The sequence below is a fragment of the Halovivax asiaticus JCM 14624 genome (assembly GCF_000337515.1).
In the GTDB taxonomy this organism is placed as follows: domain Archaea; phylum Halobacteriota; class Halobacteria; order Halobacteriales; family Natrialbaceae; genus Halovivax; species Halovivax asiaticus.
On sequence record NZ_AOIQ01000021.1, the window covers coordinates 158798 to 176049 of the forward strand.

General features: G+C 65.6%; 19 protein-coding genes. 5 read left to right on the forward strand and 14 right to left on the reverse strand.

Annotated features, from left to right (window positions below):
* Positions 1-41: 41 nt before the first annotated feature.
* A complete protein-coding gene (speB, locus tag C479_RS13310) occupies positions 42-956 on the reverse strand; it encodes an agmatinase (RefSeq protein ID WP_007703570.1) in 915 nt (304 codons plus the stop codon).
* Complete coding sequence (locus C479_RS13315) at positions 956-1330, reverse strand: translation initiation factor IF-5A (RefSeq protein WP_007703571.1); 375 nt, start codon at positions 1328-1330, stop codon at positions 956-958. The genes speB and C479_RS13315 overlap by 1 nt, the downstream gene beginning before the upstream one ends.
* A 176-nt stretch (positions 1331-1506) precedes the next feature.
* Between C479_RS13315 and C479_RS13320 the strand changes: the two genes are divergently transcribed.
* Complete coding sequence (locus tag C479_RS13320) at positions 1507-2121, forward strand: hypothetical protein (protein WP_007703572.1); 615 nt, start codon at positions 1507-1509, stop codon at positions 2119-2121.
* Between the two features lie 8 nt (positions 2122-2129).
* On the opposite strand, the gene C479_RS13325 is transcribed toward C479_RS13320, so the two are convergent.
* From C479_RS13325 to C479_RS13340, 4 genes are all read right to left on the reverse strand, one after another.
* Complete coding sequence (locus C479_RS13325; protein ID WP_007703573.1) at positions 2130-3245, reverse strand: aminotransferase class I/II-fold pyridoxal phosphate-dependent enzyme; 1116 nt, start codon at positions 3243-3245, stop codon at positions 2130-2132.
* Between the two features lie 111 nt (positions 3246-3356).
* The gene (locus tag C479_RS13330; RefSeq protein WP_049907397.1) at positions 3357-4424 is read right to left on the reverse strand and encodes an enolase; all 1068 of its coding nucleotides are present in this window, start codon (positions 4422-4424) and stop codon (positions 3357-3359) included.
* 65 nt (positions 4425-4489) lie between these two features.
* Positions 4490-6124 (reverse strand): ABC1 kinase family protein, encoded by a 1635-nt coding sequence (locus C479_RS13335; RefSeq protein WP_007703575.1) that lies wholly within the window; start codon positions 6122-6124, stop codon positions 4490-4492.
* A 52-nt stretch (positions 6125-6176) separates the two neighbouring features.
* Positions 6177-6536: an Hsp20/alpha crystallin family protein gene (locus C479_RS13340; RefSeq protein WP_007703576.1), complete on the reverse strand. Its 360-nt coding sequence runs from the start codon at positions 6534-6536 to the stop codon at positions 6177-6179.
* 225 nt (positions 6537-6761) lie between these two features.
* Between C479_RS13340 and C479_RS13345 the strand changes: the two genes are divergently transcribed.
* Complete coding sequence (locus C479_RS13345) at positions 6762-7409, forward strand: helix-turn-helix domain-containing protein (RefSeq protein WP_007703577.1); 648 nt, start codon at positions 6762-6764, stop codon at positions 7407-7409.
* Between the two features lie 31 nt (positions 7410-7440).
* On the opposite strand, the gene C479_RS13350 is transcribed toward C479_RS13345, so the two are convergent.
* The 5 genes from C479_RS13350 to C479_RS13370 form a co-directional block, all read right to left on the reverse strand.
* On the reverse strand, positions 7441-8112 hold the full coding sequence (locus tag C479_RS13350; protein WP_007703579.1) for an HAD family hydrolase: 672 nt from the start codon (positions 8110-8112) through the stop codon (positions 7441-7443).
* 140 nt (positions 8113-8252) lie between these two features.
* Entirely contained in the window at positions 8253-8486 is a 234-nt protein-coding gene (locus C479_RS13355; RefSeq protein ID WP_007703580.1) for a hypothetical protein, read from the reverse strand.
* A gap of 152 nt (positions 8487-8638) precedes the next feature.
* A complete protein-coding gene (locus C479_RS13360) occupies positions 8639-8950 on the reverse strand; it encodes a 4a-hydroxytetrahydrobiopterin dehydratase (protein ID WP_007703581.1) in 312 nt (103 codons plus the stop codon).
* Between the two features lie 130 nt (positions 8951-9080).
* Positions 9081-10391 carry a glutamyl-tRNA reductase gene (hemA, locus tag C479_RS13365; RefSeq protein WP_007703582.1) on the reverse strand — a complete coding sequence of 437 codons (1311 nt, stop codon included), beginning with the start codon at positions 10389-10391 and terminating at the stop codon, positions 9081-9083.
* A gap of 265 nt (positions 10392-10656) precedes the next feature.
* The gene (locus tag C479_RS13370) at positions 10657-11073 is read right to left on the reverse strand and encodes a DUF5778 family protein (protein ID WP_007703583.1); all 417 of its coding nucleotides are present in this window, start codon (positions 11071-11073) and stop codon (positions 10657-10659) included.
* Between the two features lie 160 nt (positions 11074-11233).
* Here C479_RS13370 and uppS point away from each other — a divergent pair, with 160 nt between their 5' ends.
* Positions 11234-12172 carry a polyprenyl diphosphate synthase gene (uppS, locus tag C479_RS13375; protein WP_007703584.1) on the forward strand — a complete coding sequence of 313 codons (939 nt, stop codon included), beginning with the start codon at positions 11234-11236 and terminating at the stop codon, positions 12170-12172.
* 88 nt (positions 12173-12260) lie between these two features.
* Positions 12261-12479, forward strand: a complete 219-nt coding sequence (locus C479_RS13380; protein ID WP_007703590.1) for a hypothetical protein — start codon at positions 12261-12263, stop codon at positions 12477-12479.
* A 36-nt stretch (positions 12480-12515) separates the two neighbouring features.
* Here C479_RS13380 and C479_RS13385 read toward each other — a convergent pair whose 3' ends face one another.
* Entirely contained in the window at positions 12516-13121 is a 606-nt protein-coding gene (locus C479_RS13385) for an undecaprenyl diphosphate synthase family protein (protein ID WP_007703592.1), read from the reverse strand.
* 153 nt (positions 13122-13274) lie between these two features.
* On the opposite strand from C479_RS13385, the gene C479_RS13390 reads away from it, so the two are divergent.
* On the forward strand, positions 13275-14597 hold the full coding sequence (locus C479_RS13390) for a DUF92 domain-containing protein (protein ID WP_007703595.1): 1323 nt from the start codon (positions 13275-13277) through the stop codon (positions 14595-14597).
* 31 nt (positions 14598-14628) lie between these two features.
* On the opposite strand, the gene dnaG is transcribed toward C479_RS13390, so the two are convergent.
* Positions 14629-16239 (reverse strand): DNA primase DnaG, encoded by a 1611-nt coding sequence (dnaG, locus tag C479_RS13395; RefSeq protein ID WP_007703597.1) that lies wholly within the window; start codon positions 16237-16239, stop codon positions 14629-14631.
* A 149-nt stretch (positions 16240-16388) separates the two neighbouring features.
* Positions 16389-17195 (reverse strand): ArsR/SmtB family transcription factor, encoded by an 807-nt coding sequence (locus C479_RS13400; protein ID WP_007703598.1) that lies wholly within the window; start codon positions 17193-17195, stop codon positions 16389-16391.
* Positions 17196-17252 lie beyond the last annotated feature (57 nt).

The window sequence follows — 17252 nt, forward strand, 5'->3', positions numbered from 1 at the left end:
AAATCACCGAGCGTCCGCATCCGGTCGACGTGATTGGATCGTTATCGCGTGGACGCGACCGGCCCGCCGCTCGCCGCGTGGGTGTACACGAACTCCTTCAGCAACTTGCCGGCGAGCGACGCCGCTTGCCCGTCGTCGCGGTCGTTGACCTCGACGACGTCGAAGCCCGTCGCGAACGGCGCCACGGTGCGAACCGCATCGCGCATCTCGCGCGGTTCGAGCCCGAACGGCTCCATCGTTCCCGTCCCCGGCGCGTACGCCGGGTCGGCGCCGTCGATGTCGACGCTGAGGTAGGTCTCCCGTCCGTCGAGTACCGCGTCGACGTCGGTCTCGGCGATCCACTCGCCGACGGACGCCGGCGGGACGACGGTGACGTCGTCGGCCGCCGCACGCTCCCACTCGTCCTCGCTCCCGGTTCGTGCGCCCAGGATGATCGCCTCCTCGACTTCGAGGTCGTCGGCTTCGAGGATCCGACGAGTTACACAGGCGTGATTGAGCCGGTTGCCGTCGTACTCGTCGCGGAGATCGAGGTGGGCGTCGAGGCAGACGAAGACGTCGGGTTCGGTCGCTCTCGCACCAGCCAGCGAGATCGTGTGCTCGCCGCCGATCGCGAGCGGGACCGCCTCGTCCCAGGTGACGTCGCGAAGCGTTCCTTCCAGGTACTCGAGGTACGCCGCGACGTCGTCCCAGGCGTGGACGTCGCCGTCGTCCACCACGTCGAGGTCGGAGAAGTGCTGGTCCGTCCGGTGATCGTAATCGTCGAACGGTGCCGCAAAATGTCGCACGTGCCGGGGGCCGAATCGGGTCCCCGGTTCGAAGGTCGTCGACGCGTCCAGGGGCGCGCCGACGATCACGAAGTTCGCGTCCTCGCTCGCGGCCGGGTCGTCGTCGGTCGACGAGTTCGCGTGGCCGTTCGCGTCGGATGCGTCGCGTCGGTCGGTCGCCCCGGGAAACATCAGACGATCTTGCGCTGTCCTTCCATCTCGAGGAATTCGATCTCGTCGTCGGGTGTGGCGTCGACGTCCTCGGGGATGCGCATGGTGAACGTCTCGTAGCTCTCTAAGTCCATGACCTGCATGTCGTCGCCGTCGACGGAGACGATCTGGCCCTGCTTGCGGTGGATGATCGGGACGCGGATCTTCGCGTCGACCGGCTGGGAGAGCGAGCGCTTCTTCTCGTCGAAGACGCCCTTGGCCTCGATACGGGCCTTGGCGCTGCCGTGTTTGCCGGGTTTCGCGGTCGAGTAGGCGTTGATCTTGCACGCTGTTTCGTCGATCATGACGTAGCCACCTTCCTGGAGGTCGCGAACTTCTTGCTGCTGTGTCGCCATACCCGCTCGTACCCAACCGAGTGCCATAAACGGTTTGAAAGCGACCGGCGGGGCCTGTCCACCACACCGACCCCTCGCTGCGTGGCCCCGTTCGATCGTCCGGGTCGCGACGGCCATCTCAGCTCGTGACCTCGATCGGGATACATTTACTAGTCAGGGCATCGTACCGATCGGCAATGTCGAGCGACGAGTCCGGCGCGGTCAGGATGGCCGACGGTATCTCCGAGGTCCTGTACACCATTGCGGGCGTGACGCTACTGGGGCTCGGCGGCTTCTTTGCCGTCTCCAGTCTGGCATCGCTCGCCGACGGTCCGTTCGCCAGCGTGCTTGGACTCGGACTCGCGTTCGTACTCCTGGCGTTCGGCGTCTTCCTCACGCCGGCCGTTCGCCGGCGCCTTGCCCGCCGCCACGGCCTCGGGCAGTTCGGAACAGTCCGATCGGTCGATCATCGCGCGTTCGACCGATCGGACGGTTCACCCGAACGCTGTGTACACTGTGACGAACCGACCGATCGCGGACTGATTCGGCGGTACCGTGACGAGTATGCAGTTGCCGGGATCCCCGTCTACACCCGTGATATCGGATACAACCACTATTGTCCGGACTGTGCCCGGAGCGGTCCGCTCAGTACTGGGTTCACGGGAGGTCGAACCGATCAGCTCGCATCACAACCTCCGGTATCTGATACCCAGACCGCGTCAGATCCCGACGCACCGAGAACCGATGACGAGCTGGAACACGCCGATCGTAACGACCCAGAGCGGTCGACGGAGGAGATCGGGCAGCGCTGAAGACGGGGCTACTCTCCGATCACGCACTCGACTCGCTTCAGTCCCTCCCGTAACTCTTCTGTCGGCAGCCCGAACCCGATCCGGAAGTACTCGGGGTGGCCGAAGTACTCTCCGGGAGCGAGGACGACGCCCTCGTCCTCGACGACGGTGCGACAGAAGTCTGTCCCGTCAGCGAAGCCATCGGGGACGGTCACGAAGCCGTTGACGCCGACGGGGTCGTACCAGTCGAGGCCGTGGTCGTCGATGAACTCGCGCACGATTGCTCGGTTCTCGGTCGCGAGCGCGCGGTTCTCGGCCAGGATCTCGTCTTCGTGTTCCCCCAGCGCCTGCTTCGCGACGTGTTGGCCGAAGATGCTGGGGGAGATGGTCGTGTAGTCCTTCCAGCGAACCGCCGCCTCGACGACGGGTTCCGGCCCGACGAGCCAGCCGAAGCGCGTCCCCGCGAGCCCGTAGGCCTTCGTCAGGCTCGTCGTCGAGATGCCGTGGTCGTATCGCGCCGCGACGGGCTCCAGGGGGTCGTCGGCGAGGCGGCGATAGACCTCGTCACAGAGCAAGTACGCGTCGTGATCGGCCGCAATCGCTGCAATGTCGTCGACGACCGACTGGGGGTGGTAGCGCCCGGTCGGGTTGTTCGGATTGTTGCACACGACGACGGCCGTCTCGTCGGTCACCGCCTCCGCGACGGCGTCGACCGAAAGTTCCCAGTTCGGCGGCTCCAACTCGACGTGGCTGACCGATCCGACCGCTTCCGGGACGGCGTGAAGGGCCTGGTAGGTCGGCGTAACGACGACGGCGTGCTCGCCAGAGCCGGTCACGGCTCCGTCGTCCGATCCTCCTGTGTCACCGGGACCGTCTGTGTCCAGCAGCGCCAGAAACGCGAGGAAGTTCGCCTCTTGCGTGCCGCAGGTGAAACAGCATTCGTCCGCAGTGCGATCGTACCGGGCGGCAACGTCGGCCCGAAACTCGGGGTCGCCGTCGGTCGGGATGACGTAGCCCAGTTCGCCGGGATCGGTGTCGAATCGATCCGCCGCAAGGCTCCGGATGCCGCTCTCGGCGAGCATGATGTCCGCGTCGTGTTCGTACCGATCGAACCAGCGTTCGAGTCCGAAGGGGGCGATCTGCATACCGGTTCTACGAGTCCCGGGAAGCAAGTAGGTACGGTCGGCGGCAGCGAACGCGGCGGATGAGACGCCAGCGAACGTGGCGGCTGGTGCGGCGGGCGAGCTTCGATCCGCTCACTCCCACCGAAACCCGACCGGCGATGTGGGGGCCGAAAGGGGCGGCGCTGGGAGGTCCGTCGGGACGGTCGGGCGGTTGTACGGCTGGGGAGCGATATCGTTCGGGCCGTCGGGGTAGCAAAGCGACGCGAGCAGTTGTAGCTGGCCGCGACCGACGTCGAGTTCGAACTGGCCGCCGCCGTACATCGTGACGTCACGGTCCCTGCAGTACTCGATCGTCTCGAACAGCGACTCGAGCGAGCCGAACCGCGAGGGCTTGATGTTGAGCCAGTCGGGTTCCCACGGTAATGCCCGGACGTCGTCCAGGCCGTGGATCGGCGCGTCCCAGGAGACGCGACTGCGGATTTCCGGATCGTCGAACAGTGCACGCGTCTCGTCGGTCAGCGCGGGATCCTCGATGACGGCGTCGGAGAACGCTTCCAGAAGGCGTCGGTACAGGTCTGGATCGGCCGGCGCGTCGACGTCGGTTCCCTCGTATTGCCCCTTGAGGTCCAGGATCCGTACGGCGCCCGTGTCGACGAGCGCGTCGATCACCGCGTCGGTCCACTCGGTCGTCGGGTCGAGTTTCAGTTGCAGGTCGGGGACTCGATCGAGCAGCGACTCGACACGATCGACGGTGGGCGGGTCACCCAGCCGCGTGCTGGCGACGAAGCGCACGGGATTCGACTCGCGATCGAGCGCGCTCGCCAGCCCGGTCTCGGCCTGTCGAAGTGCCAGATCGAGTGCCGCGCTCTCGATCCCCCAGCGCCGGTAGTTGCGAAACACTTCCCGGTCGGGCGCACCAGCCGGGAAGCAATCGACCTCGCCGACGTGGGCTGAGAATGAGTCCATCGTGTACTCGCCGATGAGATCCGGCAGGCCCGTTCGCGCCAGTGCGTCGTGTTCGTCGGCGTCGTAGGTGACGTCCTCGCCGCGACCGACGACCTGCGCACCGTCGGGACCGGGCCCTGACAGCGAGACGATCGTCGTCACGCGCGTAAAGTCACTCGACGTCTCACGCTCGCGTCGCTCGAGGGCGACGTCGTCGATCCGCACCGGGAGATCCGCGATCCGGTCGTAGTCCATGGGGTAACTGGGACGGCCGTCGTGAAAGGCGTTCCCGGTCCGTTGGTTCGTGACGGCTCGAATCTTCACTCTTCGTCCTGCTCGTGCTCGCGCTGGCGCAGGCGCTGACGGGTGAACTGTGGCCGCGCGCTGATCCCCTCACGCGTTCGGAAGGATCGGCGGAGGGCGATTGTCGCCACGACGATCAAGGCACCGGCTGTGAGGGCGACGGCGGTGGCGTCGAGGGCGATGCCGAGGCCGGCCGTGACGATCCCCGCCGCGAGCACCAGCCCGTACGTGATCCGTCTGGCGAGTTGGTCGAGGACGTCGTCGGGATCTTCGATCCCCGCCCGGACGAAGAGGTCGTCGCGTTCGACCCGATCGAGCGCTTGCTCGGCTTTCGGTGGAATTCGGGCGGCCGAGATCACCGACTGTCGAAGCTGGTTGCCCGCATCTTCGACGTATGCGCGGGCGGTCTCTTCACGGTAGCCGCGCTCGGTCAGGAAGTGCGTCGCCGTCTCGATGAAATCGAACTCGGGATCGAGCGTGACGCAGACGCCCTCGACGACGGTCGCGACGCGTAGCACGAGCGCGAGATTGCGCGGCAGCCGGAACGGGAACTCGTAGATCGAGTCCTCGATCTGTTCGACGATCCGCTGTACCCGCCGCTGTTCGATCTCCGCGCCGGTCGCGTCCTCGATCGCGAGTTCGAGTACCTCGGCCATCACCGCGCGGTCGGCGTCGGGCCGTAGCGTGCCGACCTCGATCAGCGTGTCGAGGACGGCGTCGGTGTCGCGGCGAGCGATCGCCACGTAGAAGTCGACGATCTTTTCCTGGATGTAGGGATCGACGCGACCGGACATCCCGAAGTCGTAGAAGACGATGCGCCCCTCGCCGTCGACCGCCAGGTTACCCGGATGCGGGTCGGCGTGGAAGACCCCGTCCTCGATAACCATCTGCATGTAGGCCTCCTGGAGGCGTTCGGCGAGGGCGGCCCGGTCGACACCCGTGGCGTCGAGCGTCTCGACGTCGGTGATCTTCGTCCCCTCGACGTACTCCATCGTGAGGACGCTCTTGCCGGAGTGGCTCTCGATCACGTCCGGGTGGACGACGCCCGCGTCGTCCGCGAAGTTTGCGGCGACGGACTCGAGCATCCGTGCCTCTCGTTCGTAATCCATCTCCTGGCGAATCGTCCGATCGAACTCCTCGGCCAGCGTGTCGAGCGAGTAGGCCCGCGCGTCGTCGACGAACCGTCGCAGGAGCGGCACCGTCCAGTGGATCACGCGGAGGTCGGCGGCGACGAGCGACTCGACGCCGGGTCGGCGAACCTTGACGGCGACGTCCTGGCCGTCGAGGCTGGCCCGGTAGACCTGTCCCAGGCTCGCCCCGCTGATCGCCTCACGGTCGAAGTCGTCGAACCGCTCGTCGACCGGCCCCAGTTCGTCTTCGAGCACCGTTCGCGCATCGTCCCAGTCGGCCGGCGGCACGTCGTCCTGTAACGCCGAGAGGACCTCGAGGTACGTCGGCGGCAAGACGTCGGGCCGACTCGAGAGCAACTGTCCGAGTTTGACGAACGTCGGCCCGAGGGCGAACAGGATCGAGAGCAACCGTTCGGCGCGCTCGCGGTGGATATCACGGGATACGGTCCGGGACCGACCGAACAGGACGAACCGATGCCGATCTCGCGCGTAGGCCACCAATAGCGGAAGAAACCGCCACATAACACGGACGAACCGACCGTACGCGCGAAGGCGGCCCACACGTCTCACCCGATCAGGTGGCTCCGTCTTCGTCGACGACGTCGATCGCCGTCGCGTCCAGCTTCGGAATCGTCACCTCGAGGACGCCGCGGTCGATGTCGGTTTCGACGGCATCGCCGTCCGCGTCTTCGGGCAACGAGACGGTCAGTTCGCGACGATCCGGCCGATTCTCCTCGACGTACTCGAAGTCGTCGGGGTGGGTGAGCTCTCGCGTCGCGTCGATATGCAGCGTCCCGGAATCGACGGTGACGTCGAGCGTCGTCGCGGAGACGCCGGGGAGGTCGACGACGAGCAGGTAGGCGTCCTCGTCCGCGAGCAGATCGTAGAAGACGTCGCTCGGGAGCTCCCGGAGTGCATCGCGAATACCAGCCATTATCCGTCCTTCGCACCCCGGAACGAAAAACCCCGCGGTGGCTTTCGGATGGCTGCCCGTGGCAGGGTGATCTGATCGTCGCCCGCCCTGCTTCGCTGCGGTAACTCGTGAACGGATCGCTGGTCGGTGTCGATGACACTTCGTGAATACTGACTTTCAGTGGATAACGACCGTCATAGTCGCTTAGTATGGCGTTTTTAGGGCCTAGCGATGTACGTGCTTGCAATGTCTACGATCGCAGAGTTTCGAATCCCCGCTGCCGATCTGGTCCTCGCGGACTCGTTCGATCGCCTCTCCGACCTGTCGGTCCAGCTCGAGTCCTCGATCTCCCGGACGGTCCCCTCGCTGTGGATCGCCGGCGCGGGGGCCGAGGCGGTGACCGACGCACTCACCGCCGACGCGTCGGTGGCAGCGGCGGAACTCTTGATCGAGACGCCCGACCGACTGCTCTACGACGTCGAACCGTCCACGGCGACCCGTACTCGATTCGATCGGCTGCTCGAGGCCGACGCGACCGTTCTCGACGCGACGGGGCGATCGGGCTGGTGGCAACTCGAGATGCGGTTTCCGGACCGGAACGCGCTCGCCGACACGCACGACCGACTCGACGAGGCCGGGACGGCGGTCGAGATCGTCCGCGTCTCACAGCTCGGCGGCGGGCCGACGGCACACCCGCGGCTCACCCCCGAACAGCGCGAAGCGCTCGTCGCGGCATTCGAACACGGCTACTTCGAGATCCCCAGACGGACGTCGATGGAAGAACTGGCCGCCGAACTGGGAATTTCCCATCAGGCACTCTCCGAACGATTGCGCCGCGCCTACGAGACCCTCGTCGATGCGGAACTACAACCCGCCGGCGAGCACGCCCCCTGAAGCCGTCGCTCCTCCAGTCGACTCCACGCGGTCACCGAATGTCGAGTTCGTCGAACGAGCTAATGCGGTGGTCACCACGAACGCAGTGCCCGCGCTGTTCCGGCCCGTGCCGGTCGACGTGTATCGCATCTAGCCCGGCGTTCCAGGCTGCGCCGACGTCACAGGCGCCGTCACCGGCCAGGACGCCGCTGCCGCTCGTGACACTGGTGTGGTTCGAGGCACCGGTCCCCGTCCCGCCGGCGTCGGCCAGTTCGGCCACGACCCCTTCGACGGGTGTCGGATCGGGTTTCCAGCCCGTCTCGTCCGTACAACAGCAGACCGCGTCGAACCAGTCGGCGATATCAAGCTGGTCGAGAATCGGCTCGGTCAGAAACGACTGGCAGTGGGTCACGAGCCCGACCGGTTCCTCGAGGTCGGCGACGAACGCCGCGTCGTCGTAGAGGTACGTCGCCTCGGCCCTGACTGCCGGATCCTCGACGTCGTGGAAGACGTTCCAGAACGGGTCCGGGTCGACGCCCCACTGGCGAAGTTGTCGACTTCTCGACCCGGTCAGGCCGTGCCACAGCGTTTCGGCCTCCGCGTCGCTAAAGGGTCGATCCAGGCGGGTGCCAACCTGATCGAACACCTCGCGGACGTACGACCACTCGACGTCGACCAGCGTTCCGTCCAGATCGAGCAGCCAGTAGTCGTACCCCTCGCCCATCGATCAGATCGTTCGTGTGGAGCGACCATGGGCGTTGTGGTCGCCGAAGCCCGTACTCAGGTCCGAAACGAGTTCGGCGATACGGATCGCGGGCCTCGAAACGGGTTCGTCGACACGAACCGCGGGCCCATCCAGAAACCTCAGGAATCGTCGTCCGTCAGGACGATCTCGAGTCGTCCGGCGTCGAGCAGCCGTTCGATCTGTCGGTGGGTAAATCGTGCGTCGCAGTTCTCGCCGACGAACGTGACGAACGTCCCGTCGGTCTCCGTGATCGTCGCCAGATCGCGTCCCTGCCGGTGATGGTAGCAGACGGTCGTACCGGGAACGAGTGCGTCCGCCGTCAGTCGGCGAACGTCCTGCGTGGTCTCGGGCATACGTTCACCGCACGAGTCCGGCCCCGTAGCCACTCCCCTGTCTCACTGCAGGAGTTATTTCGGCGACGGCTGACTGTGGTGAGGCGGCGCATTGGAAACCGGTGATCGAATCGCCTGAGAAACTCGCTACGCGCGTCAGTTCACTCCGCCACTCAGAGTTCGACGTCGTCGATGCCGCCGGTCTGGGCGGTCTGTTCGGATTCGATGAACTCGGCCATCTCGATGTCGGCGTCGGTGATTCCGCCCTCGTCGTGGGTCGTCAGCCGGATCTCGACTTCCTTGAACCGGATGATGATTTCGGGGTGGTGAAACTGGGCTTCGGCGATTTCGCCGACCATCTGGGCGAAGTTGACGCCGTGTAGATAGTCGGTGAACTCGTAGACGCGAACGATCTCGTCACCCTCCCGTTGCCAGCTACTCGGCAGTCCTTCGGCGATCTCGTCGTCGGAGAGTCGGTCGGCCATAGGGCCACCGATGAAGGCCAGCGAAATAATAATTCGGGTAGTCGCTCGCCGGTGGGTCAACCGGACTGCCGTCGGTTATTTCCTGTCGAAAAAGCAGACGGTGTGGCGTCGCCACAGCGGTGGGCCCCTCTCAGTCGTCTTCGGCCGCTCCGAGAGCGTGTTCGGCCGGTATGTTTCGAGACGTGGGCCCTGGCTCCCCACCGTTTTCGGCTGGATCGAACAGCCGCAGGGCGGTGTCGATCGTCTCCCAGTCGTCGTCGACGGCGGCGTCACGCAGACTCTCGGTGGGCGCCGAGAGCAACTGGTTGACGACGGCGTCGGCCATCGACTCGACGATCTCTCGTTCCTCGTCGGAGACACTGCCGCGATCTTCGAGCCGGTGTAGTGCCGTCTGCACTTCCCGATTCTTGATCCGGGTTGCACTCTCGTACATCGCCGCGATGACCTCGTCTGCACGCGCACGCTTTAACTGCGTGAGGAGGTTGTCGAACTCCCGCTCGATCATCGATTCGACCTCGTCGGCGGCCGTCTGGCGTTGCTCCCGGGTCTTTCGCGTGAGCGACTCGAGATCGTCGAGGTCGTAGACGGTCGTCTCCGGCACCGATCCCGTCACGGGGTCGACGTCCCGCGGCTGCCCGAGGTCGACGATCACCTGTTCGTGGTGGCCGACGTCGTCGGGGCCGAGGACCGGCTCGTCGCTCCCCGTCGCGGTCACGATGAGCGTCGCCTCGCACGCGTGTTCCGAAAGTGCCGAGAGCGGGACGGCCGTCCCCGGCGTCTCGATCGTTTCGCGCACTGACTCCGCGCGTTCGACCGTCCGGTTGGCGATCGTGAGACGGCCGACGGTACTCGATTCGAGCGCCCGGGCGGCGAGCTGTCCCATCTCGCCGGCGCCGACCACGAGCGCGTCGACGCCGTCGACGTCGATCGTCTCGCCGGCGAGTTCGACGGCAGCGGAGCCGAGCGAGACGATCCCCTCGTTGATCGTCGTTTCGGTCCGGGCCCGTTCGCCGACGTGGATCGCCTTCGTCACGGCCGGTTCGAGCAGGTCGCCAACGCCACCGACGGCAGCCGCGTCCTCGTAGGCCGTGCGTACCTGGCCGATGATCTGGTCCTCGCCGAGGACCACCGACTCCAGCCCGCTCGCGACGCGGAGCAGGTGGGTGAGGCTATCCTCGTGGGCGGCCGTTTCGACAACTCGTTCGGGGACGTCGTCGAAGAAGGTCGCGAGAATATCCCAGCCGTCGCGTGCCGTCTCGGTGACGACGTAGGCCTCGACGCGATTGCAGGTCGCGAGAACGTACGCTTCCCGACATTCCGGCGCCGACAGCAGCTGTGAGACGGCAGCGGGTTGGCTCTCGGGGGTCGCCGCTGCCAGCTCGTCGACGGCTGCCGTGTCGTGGGTCACGCGAGCACTGGAGACGACGCCGCTGATCGTCACGGCGACACCCCTCCATCGAGCACGGTTCCGTCGGGTCCGTCCGCGTTCACGTCGACTGATTTGGGCTCGCCGCTACGTAAAGGTGTCCAAACCGGCGCACCGTCGACAGCCGTTCTGCGCCGACTGCCGGCAGTTTCGGCCGAACCCGTTCGGATCGTTTCCAACCCAGCAGTCGGTTGAGCTATCGATGACCCGGCGCCCGCCCGAGCCACCCCTGGTCGTCGACGCCGAACGGTCGAGTGCCCACAGGCCAGGGCCACTCGACTCATTCCTCGGTGGTGGTGCCGTCGACACTCGTCACGCCGAATCCGAGGTCGCGAACGCCGTCTTCGATCGCCTGCTGGTCTGCGCTCGCCTCGTAGTAGAAGACGAGATCGAAACTGCCCTTTCGAAGGAGCTGTTGGCACTCCCAGACGAACTCGTCGCCGTCGATGGTCTTGCCCTGGTGTTGGTTCGAGGAGAAGTCCGTGTCGTCGTTCCCCGAGTAGACGTAACAGTCCGCGGGGTCGTAGCCGGCCGCCTCGGCGATGACGTCGCCGCTATCGATCGTCGCCTGCATCATCTGGACGTCTTCCTGGCCGTCGTACTCGGTGTGGACGATTGCGCCGTTCAACTCGATCTCGCCGGGTTCGAGCAGGGCCTTCGTCCGCCGGTAGAGATCCTCGTCGATAACGCCATCCATTTGCTCGCCTTTCGGGGTCACCACGGATAGCGGTCACGATTTCGTTGGCGAGACGCGCCCGTGAGTGCGCTCGATCGCCCCACTGCGGTGGCTCGCTTCGTTTTTCACAAATCCAATCACCTCGAAAGACACATGGACGTGGGTCTCGTTGGTTCGACCGATGCGTGGCTGGTTGCGCCGACAACTGGGTGAGAGTTACGAACGGCTCCTCCGTCGTGAACTTGGTGACGACGAGCGAGCGCCGGCCCACGTCGCGGTTATTCAGGACGGGAACCGTCGGTACGCACGTGAGGCCGGGGCGGACACCGCGACGGGCTACGAAGCCGGTGCCGACACCACCGAACGCGTCCTCGAGTGGTGCCAGGAAGTCGGCGTCGAGGAACTCACCCTGTACACGTTCTCGACGGAGAACTTCGATCGCCCGACCGACCAGCAGGAGGTGATCTTCGACCTCCTCTGTGAGAAGTTACGAGAGTTCGCCGACGCGGAGCGCGTCCACGAGGAAGGCGTCTGTATCCGGGCCATCGGCGACGTCGAACGACTGCCCGACCGCGTTCAGACGGCCATCGCGTACGCGGAGGACCGAACCGGTGACTACGACGATTTCGTCCTCAATATCGCACTCGCGTACGGTGGTCGGAACGAACTCCTCTCCGCAGCCCGTAGCGTCGCCAGGGAGGTCGAAGACGGTGACCTGACGCCCGACGACATCGACGTGGAGACGATCGAGGCGCGCCTGTACGGCCGCACCGTTCGTGACGTCGACCTCATCATCCGGACCGGCGGTGACGAACGCACCTCGAACTTCCTCCCCTGGCACGCGAACGGCAACGAAGCCGCCGTCTACTTCTGTACGCCGTACTGGCCAGCGTTCTCCCGCGCGGACTTCCTCCGGGCGGTCAGAACCTACGAACACCGCGAGCGCTCGTGGCGACGGACGCGCGCCAGGCGAGCCCTCGCCCTCTTGCGCGCGATGGGTGAGACCGAACTCGCGGATGCCCGTTCGATCCTCGGCCGATTTCGTGACTCACTCCCCTCGACCGAACGCGAATCGCTCGAGGAACTCGAGGTGGACTCACAGGAGACCGCCCCGGAATGAGCGGTCGCAGTCGCTCCCCGGTCGCGCCCGTTCCCGATCGATCTCGCAGGAATACGGAACGAGGATCGCCACACGGTGATCGGTTCCGATGAGTCACGATCCCCTCGCGAGTCACCGATCCGTCGGTGTCGGGCTGGTTGTGGCCGGTTGTACGGCGTTTCTGGCCCTCGTCGCGGTCGGCTCGATACGACACCCTCTCGCGGCAGCGGCACGGACGACGCCCGCCGAGTTCGTCGCGATCGGGGCGTCGTTCACTCTCGTCGTGCTGGGTCTGATCGTCTGGCTGGCAGCGTCGCTACCGGAGTAAGTACGTTGGAGAGCGTCGCTGCCAGCCTGACGCAGGTTACCGCCCGTAGCGCCTGGAGCGATTGCAGTACTCGAGGACGGCCCGGAGGAAGTCCCGTTTGCGGAAATCGCGCCAGTTGACGTCGGTGAAGTAGAGTTCGGAGTACACCGACTGCCAGATCATGAAATCGGAGAGCCGCTCGGCGCCGGTCTTGATGACCAGATCCGGTTCGCTCGGGAACACGAGATGTGATTCGACGTGTCGATCTTCGATCTCGTCGGCGGCGAGCTCCCCGGCGTCGACGGCCGTGGCGAGCGTCGTGACGGCGTTCGTGAACTCGTGTTTGCCGCCGAGGCCGATCCCGATCTGGACGGGTGCGTCGGCCGGCTGTCGGTCGTCGGGCCCGCGGACGGCGACGTCGACTGGCACCTCGAGAGCTGCGAGTTCCCGTCTGAGCGTCGGGATCGCCTCCTCGTCCAGGACGCTGACGTAGATGGTCACTCGCTCGGCCGGTCGCAGTGCCCATTCGACGAACGCGGAGAGCGTCTCGTAGGCACCCTGTTCCAGCAGATCGCGTTCGGTGATGACGAGCGCGACGTGATCGGGGACGTCGCACTCGTGACGGCCGATCCGAGCGGCGAGGTATCGTTCGTAAAGCCCCACACTCCACCGAACGGGTCGGTGGGGCCTTACAATTTCGGTCCCGTCGCACGCGAAGCAAACGACTCGATAGTAACCGAATCGTCTCAGTACGTGAGGGAGTTGGCAAATCGGTCAAGAACCGTTAAGTAACCCCCACAGAAAGGATCGGCCATCGTGTCATCGACCGTTCGGCGAGCGAGCGTCGTCGCGGCACTCGGCACGCTCTCGCTCGCGGTTCCGCTGTTCGGGCCACTCGTCGCGAGCGGATTCGCAACGCTCGTGGCTGTCGCCGGGTTCACCGTTCGTCGCGGACGCGTGTTCGACGTCCTGGCGCTCCCGGCCGATCGGGAGGACGGTCGACTCAATTCGCTGTTGGCCTTCGTCCTGGCGGTCGTCGTTCTCGGCTCGCTGGTCGGGGCCACGTCACTCCCCTGGTCCATCGTGATCGGCGTCGTCGTCCTCGTTGGGTACGGCGACCTTTCGGAAGCCGTCGCCGGGATCTACACGGCCGATCGGGCGGTCACGGCGGCGGCGTTTTGCGTTGGCGGGGGTGTCGCAGCGAGCGTCGGGCAACTCCTCACGCACGCTCTGAACGGCGGTCCGATCTCGACTGTCGCCCCGACCGCCGTGTTTCTGGGGGCCAGCGGTGCCCTCGCGGCAGCGATCCTCCGGGCCAGACTCCCGCGATACGACGATCCGCTGGTCGTCGTCGTGACCGGCGGGCTCTGCTGGCTCCTCTGGCGGCTCGACCCGTCGATTTCCGCGCCCGAACTCGCCCTCGCCCTCGGCGTGATGATCGCCCTCGGCTACCTGTCCTACGCGCTCGATACCGCGTCTGTCGCTGGCATGCTCGCCGGCATCCTCCTCGGCCTGTTGACGATCGTCCTCGGCGGCTGGAGCTGGTTCGCCGTGTTGATCTCGTTTTTCGGCATCGGCGGCCTCTCGACGAAGTTTCGCTATCAGGAGAAACGGGCACGCGGTGTCGCCGAGGGGAACGACGGCGCCCGGGGCAGCGCGAACGTCTTCAGCAACTCCGCGATCGCGCTCGTCGCGGTGCTTGGCTACGCAGCGAGCGACGCCGGACTCCTCGCCGTCGACTCACTACTCTTTCAGTACGCGTTCGCGGGGGCGGTCGCCACCGCACTTGGGGACACGCTGTCGAGTGAAATTGGTGGCGTCTTTCCGTCGCCACGCCTGATCACGACGCTCGAACCCGTGGCGCCGGGGACCGACGGCGCCGTCACCTGGCAGGGCCAGGTCGCCGGTATCGCCGGCATCACCGTCGTCGGTGCGATCTCGCTCTGGCTCGCCGCCCCGATCGGCCCGCTAGGCTTCGGCGTCATCGTCGTTGCCGGCACCGTCGGCATCCTCGCCGACAGCCTCTTCGGGGCGACGCTCGAAGGTAATACGCTCGATAACGGGAGCGTAAATTTCTGTGCGACGCTTACCGGGGCCGTCGTCGCGGCACTCCTGCTGGCGCCGCTGGGCATCGTCTAATTCGGTGTCAAAAGTGGCTCTCGTGGTCCACTCACTCCGCTGGCGGCTCGCTCGCGACCGAATCGGCCGCGAAGATCCGTACCGACGTCGGTCGTTTGACGAACTGGCCCAGTGACGTGGCGATAATCGTCGAGACGCCGCTTTTGGCCGCCCGATCGACCAGTTCCTGACTCAGAACGCCGTCGAGGAGTATCACCGATGGCGCCGCGTCGGTCTCGAGCCTGTCGGGGATCTCGTTCACGGGGTAGTCGTCGATGACCGTTCGGTCCTCGTCGAGGAACCGGGCCGTTCCGCTCTCTCCAGTGCCAAGTTCGGCGACGTGTTCGTACAGTGAGTGTGACGACTCGTCCGGGTCGACAGCGGGTTCGTCGACAGTCGTCTCGTCGGTGGGATCGACCGACTCGATGCCCGTATTCGTCGAGGTGTCCTGCGTCTCCGTGGTGTCGGCGCCGGCTGTCGCTGGCTCGACCGACGATGTGGCGGTGTCCGCAGTCGTCGGTTCGGCGGACGACGTGGCAGTGTCGGCTGTTGTCGATCTGGTGGACGAACTGTCGGTGTCGTCGTCCGCGTCTGGGGACCGCTCGTCTGTCTCGATAGCACTCGGAGGGCTCGAACGTGCCGTCCGTGCCGCCGTCTCGCCTGTCGTACTCGCCCGTCCCGGTGACGTCGTCTCGTCGGTACTGTCGTCGTGATCGATCGCGGTCTGGTCGGCGGGTGGTGGGTCGCGAGTCGACGCCCCGCCGTCGGTACTGGAAGGGACCTTAGACGAGTCATCTCGTTGCCTGTCCGTCTCCGGACCGAACTGCTCGCCCGCTTGCACTGTGGGTGCGGCGTCGGCCGAAACGGTCGGCTCGATCGGTTCTTTCTTTCTGAGTGCGGTGAACACTTCGTGGTGGTCCAGGTCCTCGACGGAGGCTCCGTCTGGGGGCCGAGCGACGTAGTCGACGTCGCCGACCTGGCGGAGCTCTTCGAGGATCAACTCGCCGCCACGATCGGCGTCGAGAAACGCCGTGGTCGTCCGGTCGCGTGTCAGCGACGCGATCTCGTCGGGAACGTCCGTCCCCTCGACGCCGACGGCGTTCTTGATGCCGTAGCGCAGTAACGTGAGGACATCCGCCCGTCCTTCGACGACGATGATCGCGTCACTCTCGCTGACGCGCGGTCCGGCCGGCAGTCCTTCGTACGTGTCGATATCTGCCACGCGGACGTGCTCTCTGACGGACGAGAGGATCTCCGCCGAGGACATCACGCTGTCGTCGAAGCCGGTCTGGAGCAACTCGGCGGCGCGATCGACCACCTCGCGGCGCTTGGCTGCCCGTACGTCTTCGATCTCGTCGACCTCGAACGCGGCGCGACAGGGGCCGACCCGATCGATCGTTTCGAGCGAGGCGGCAAGCGTCGCGGTCTCGACCTTGTCGAGGCTCGTCGAAATCGTCACCGTGCCGCGCGATTCGCCCCCCGAACTCGACACCGAGACGTCGATGTGTCCGAGCTTTCCCGTTCGTCGGAGCTCCGGGAGGTCGAGTTCGTCCCCCAGTAGCCCTTCGGTTTGGCCGAAAATTGCACCGACGACGTCGCTTCGCTCGACGACGCCAGCTGCCGTGACGGCCGCGTGAATCAGGTACTTCTCGGTTTCGTCCATAGGTGGGCTCTGTCGGGGACTGTCTGTGTCGTCCCTCCCTAGGGCTAGCACGACCTAATACCTGTTGACTGATGGGTTTTCAGCCACTGGATTGCCCCTGCGTCTGACAGCAGTGGATCGAGCGGTCCCCGTTCGATGCTGGTATCGGATTACTGGCGACCGATCCGCTGCGGTCGCTGGTAATTCTCGACGTACCACCAGGCGACGAGGGCGGTGAGAACGACGAGTCCACCGAGGAAGAACAGGAGTCCCGGCGAGTCGAGCGACGCGAACGCCTCGATCGTCGAGATAAAGCCGTCGATGGTACCGTCGAGGATACCATCTGACTCGCCTCCGCCACCATTTGCCCCGTCGCCGGCAGTTGTCGTGTTGTTTTGATCCGATGCGATCGAGATTGTGTCGTCTCCCCCGTCACTCCCGCCATCCGTATACTGTGTATCGAATTCGGGGCTGTCTCCGTCAGCTCCGGATTCCGTCGCGTCACCTCCTGCCGTGGACCCGGCGGCGCCGGTCGAACTGCCAAAGCGCATCGCGACGGCCTGGAGGGCGAAACTCCCGATCGCGAGGGCGCCGATCCCGCCGATGTAGCGGGAGACAGCCTGTTTCAGCTGCGTGGCACGCGATTCGTCGCTGGCGACGATGAGGGGTCCGTTGGCCGTCGCGTACACGCTCATCTCGTTCCCGCGTGAGGAGTACCAGGTGTCGACGACTTCGACCAGCCCGGCGTCTTCCAGCTTCTCCAGGTGGTATCTGACGTTCTGGATGGAGGAGTCGATCGCGTCGGCGACGTCGCTCGGCGTTCCGGGCTCCGCATCGAGCGTCGCGTAGATCTGTCGGGCGGTCGTCGAGGAGAGTGCACCGAAGACGTCGTCCGCATCCTCTCCGTCGAGGTCGACGACCCGGGGGGTACCGTCGGTCGTCGGCGTTTCTGAGCGCAGGGGGAACAACCGAGCCATTGGTCACTCGGCAGTACGGACTCGTCTGCCTATACACTTTCTATACCTGAAGCACGC

Excerpts from the sequence above, each read along its gene's own strand:
- C479_RS13350 (WP_007703579.1), bottom strand. The coding sequence starts at position 8,112 with ATGGGCGAGGGGTACGACTACTGGCTGCTCGATCTGGACGGAACGCTG.
- C479_RS13315 (WP_007703571.1), bottom strand. The coding sequence starts at position 1,330 with ATGGCGACACAGCAGCAAGAAGTTCGCGACCTCCAGGAAGGTGGCTAC.
- C479_RS13340 (WP_007703576.1), bottom strand. The coding sequence starts at position 6,536 with ATGGCTGGTATTCGCGATGCACTCCGGGAGCTCCCGAGCGACGTCTTC.
- C479_RS13335 (WP_007703575.1), bottom strand. The coding sequence starts at position 6,124 with ATGTGGCGGTTTCTTCCGCTATTGGTGGCCTACGCGCGAGATCGGCAT.
- C479_RS13355 (WP_007703580.1), bottom strand. The coding sequence starts at position 8,486 with ATGCCCGAGACCACGCAGGACGTTCGCCGACTGACGGCGGACGCACTC.
- C479_RS13360 (WP_007703581.1), bottom strand. The coding sequence starts at position 8,950 with ATGGCCGACCGACTCTCCGACGACGAGATCGCCGAAGGACTGCCGAGT.
- C479_RS13325 (WP_007703573.1), bottom strand. The coding sequence starts at position 3,245 with ATGCAGATCGCCCCCTTCGGACTCGAACGCTGGTTCGATCGGTACGAA.
- uppS (WP_007703584.1), top strand. The coding sequence starts at position 11,234 with ATGCGTGGCTGGTTGCGCCGACAACTGGGTGAGAGTTACGAACGGCTC.
- C479_RS13370 (WP_007703583.1), bottom strand. The coding sequence starts at position 11,073 with ATGGATGGCGTTATCGACGAGGATCTCTACCGGCGGACGAAGGCCCTG.
- dnaG (WP_007703597.1), bottom strand. The coding sequence starts at position 16,239 with ATGGACGAAACCGAGAAGTACCTGATTCACGCGGCCGTCACGGCAGCT.
- C479_RS13330 (WP_049907397.1), bottom strand. The coding sequence starts at position 4,424 with ATGGACTACGACCGGATCGCGGATCTCCCGGTGCGGATCGACGACGTC.
- C479_RS13380 (WP_007703590.1), top strand. The coding sequence starts at position 12,261 with ATGAGTCACGATCCCCTCGCGAGTCACCGATCCGTCGGTGTCGGGCTG.
- speB (WP_007703570.1), bottom strand. The coding sequence starts at position 956 with ATGTTTCCCGGGGCGACCGACCGACGCGACGCATCCGACGCGAACGGC.
- C479_RS13320 (WP_007703572.1), top strand. The coding sequence starts at position 1,507 with ATGTCGAGCGACGAGTCCGGCGCGGTCAGGATGGCCGACGGTATCTCC.
- C479_RS13400 (WP_007703598.1), bottom strand. The coding sequence starts at position 17,195 with ATGGCTCGGTTGTTCCCCCTGCGCTCAGAAACGCCGACGACCGACGGT.
- C479_RS13345 (WP_007703577.1), top strand. The coding sequence starts at position 6,762 with ATGTCTACGATCGCAGAGTTTCGAATCCCCGCTGCCGATCTGGTCCTC.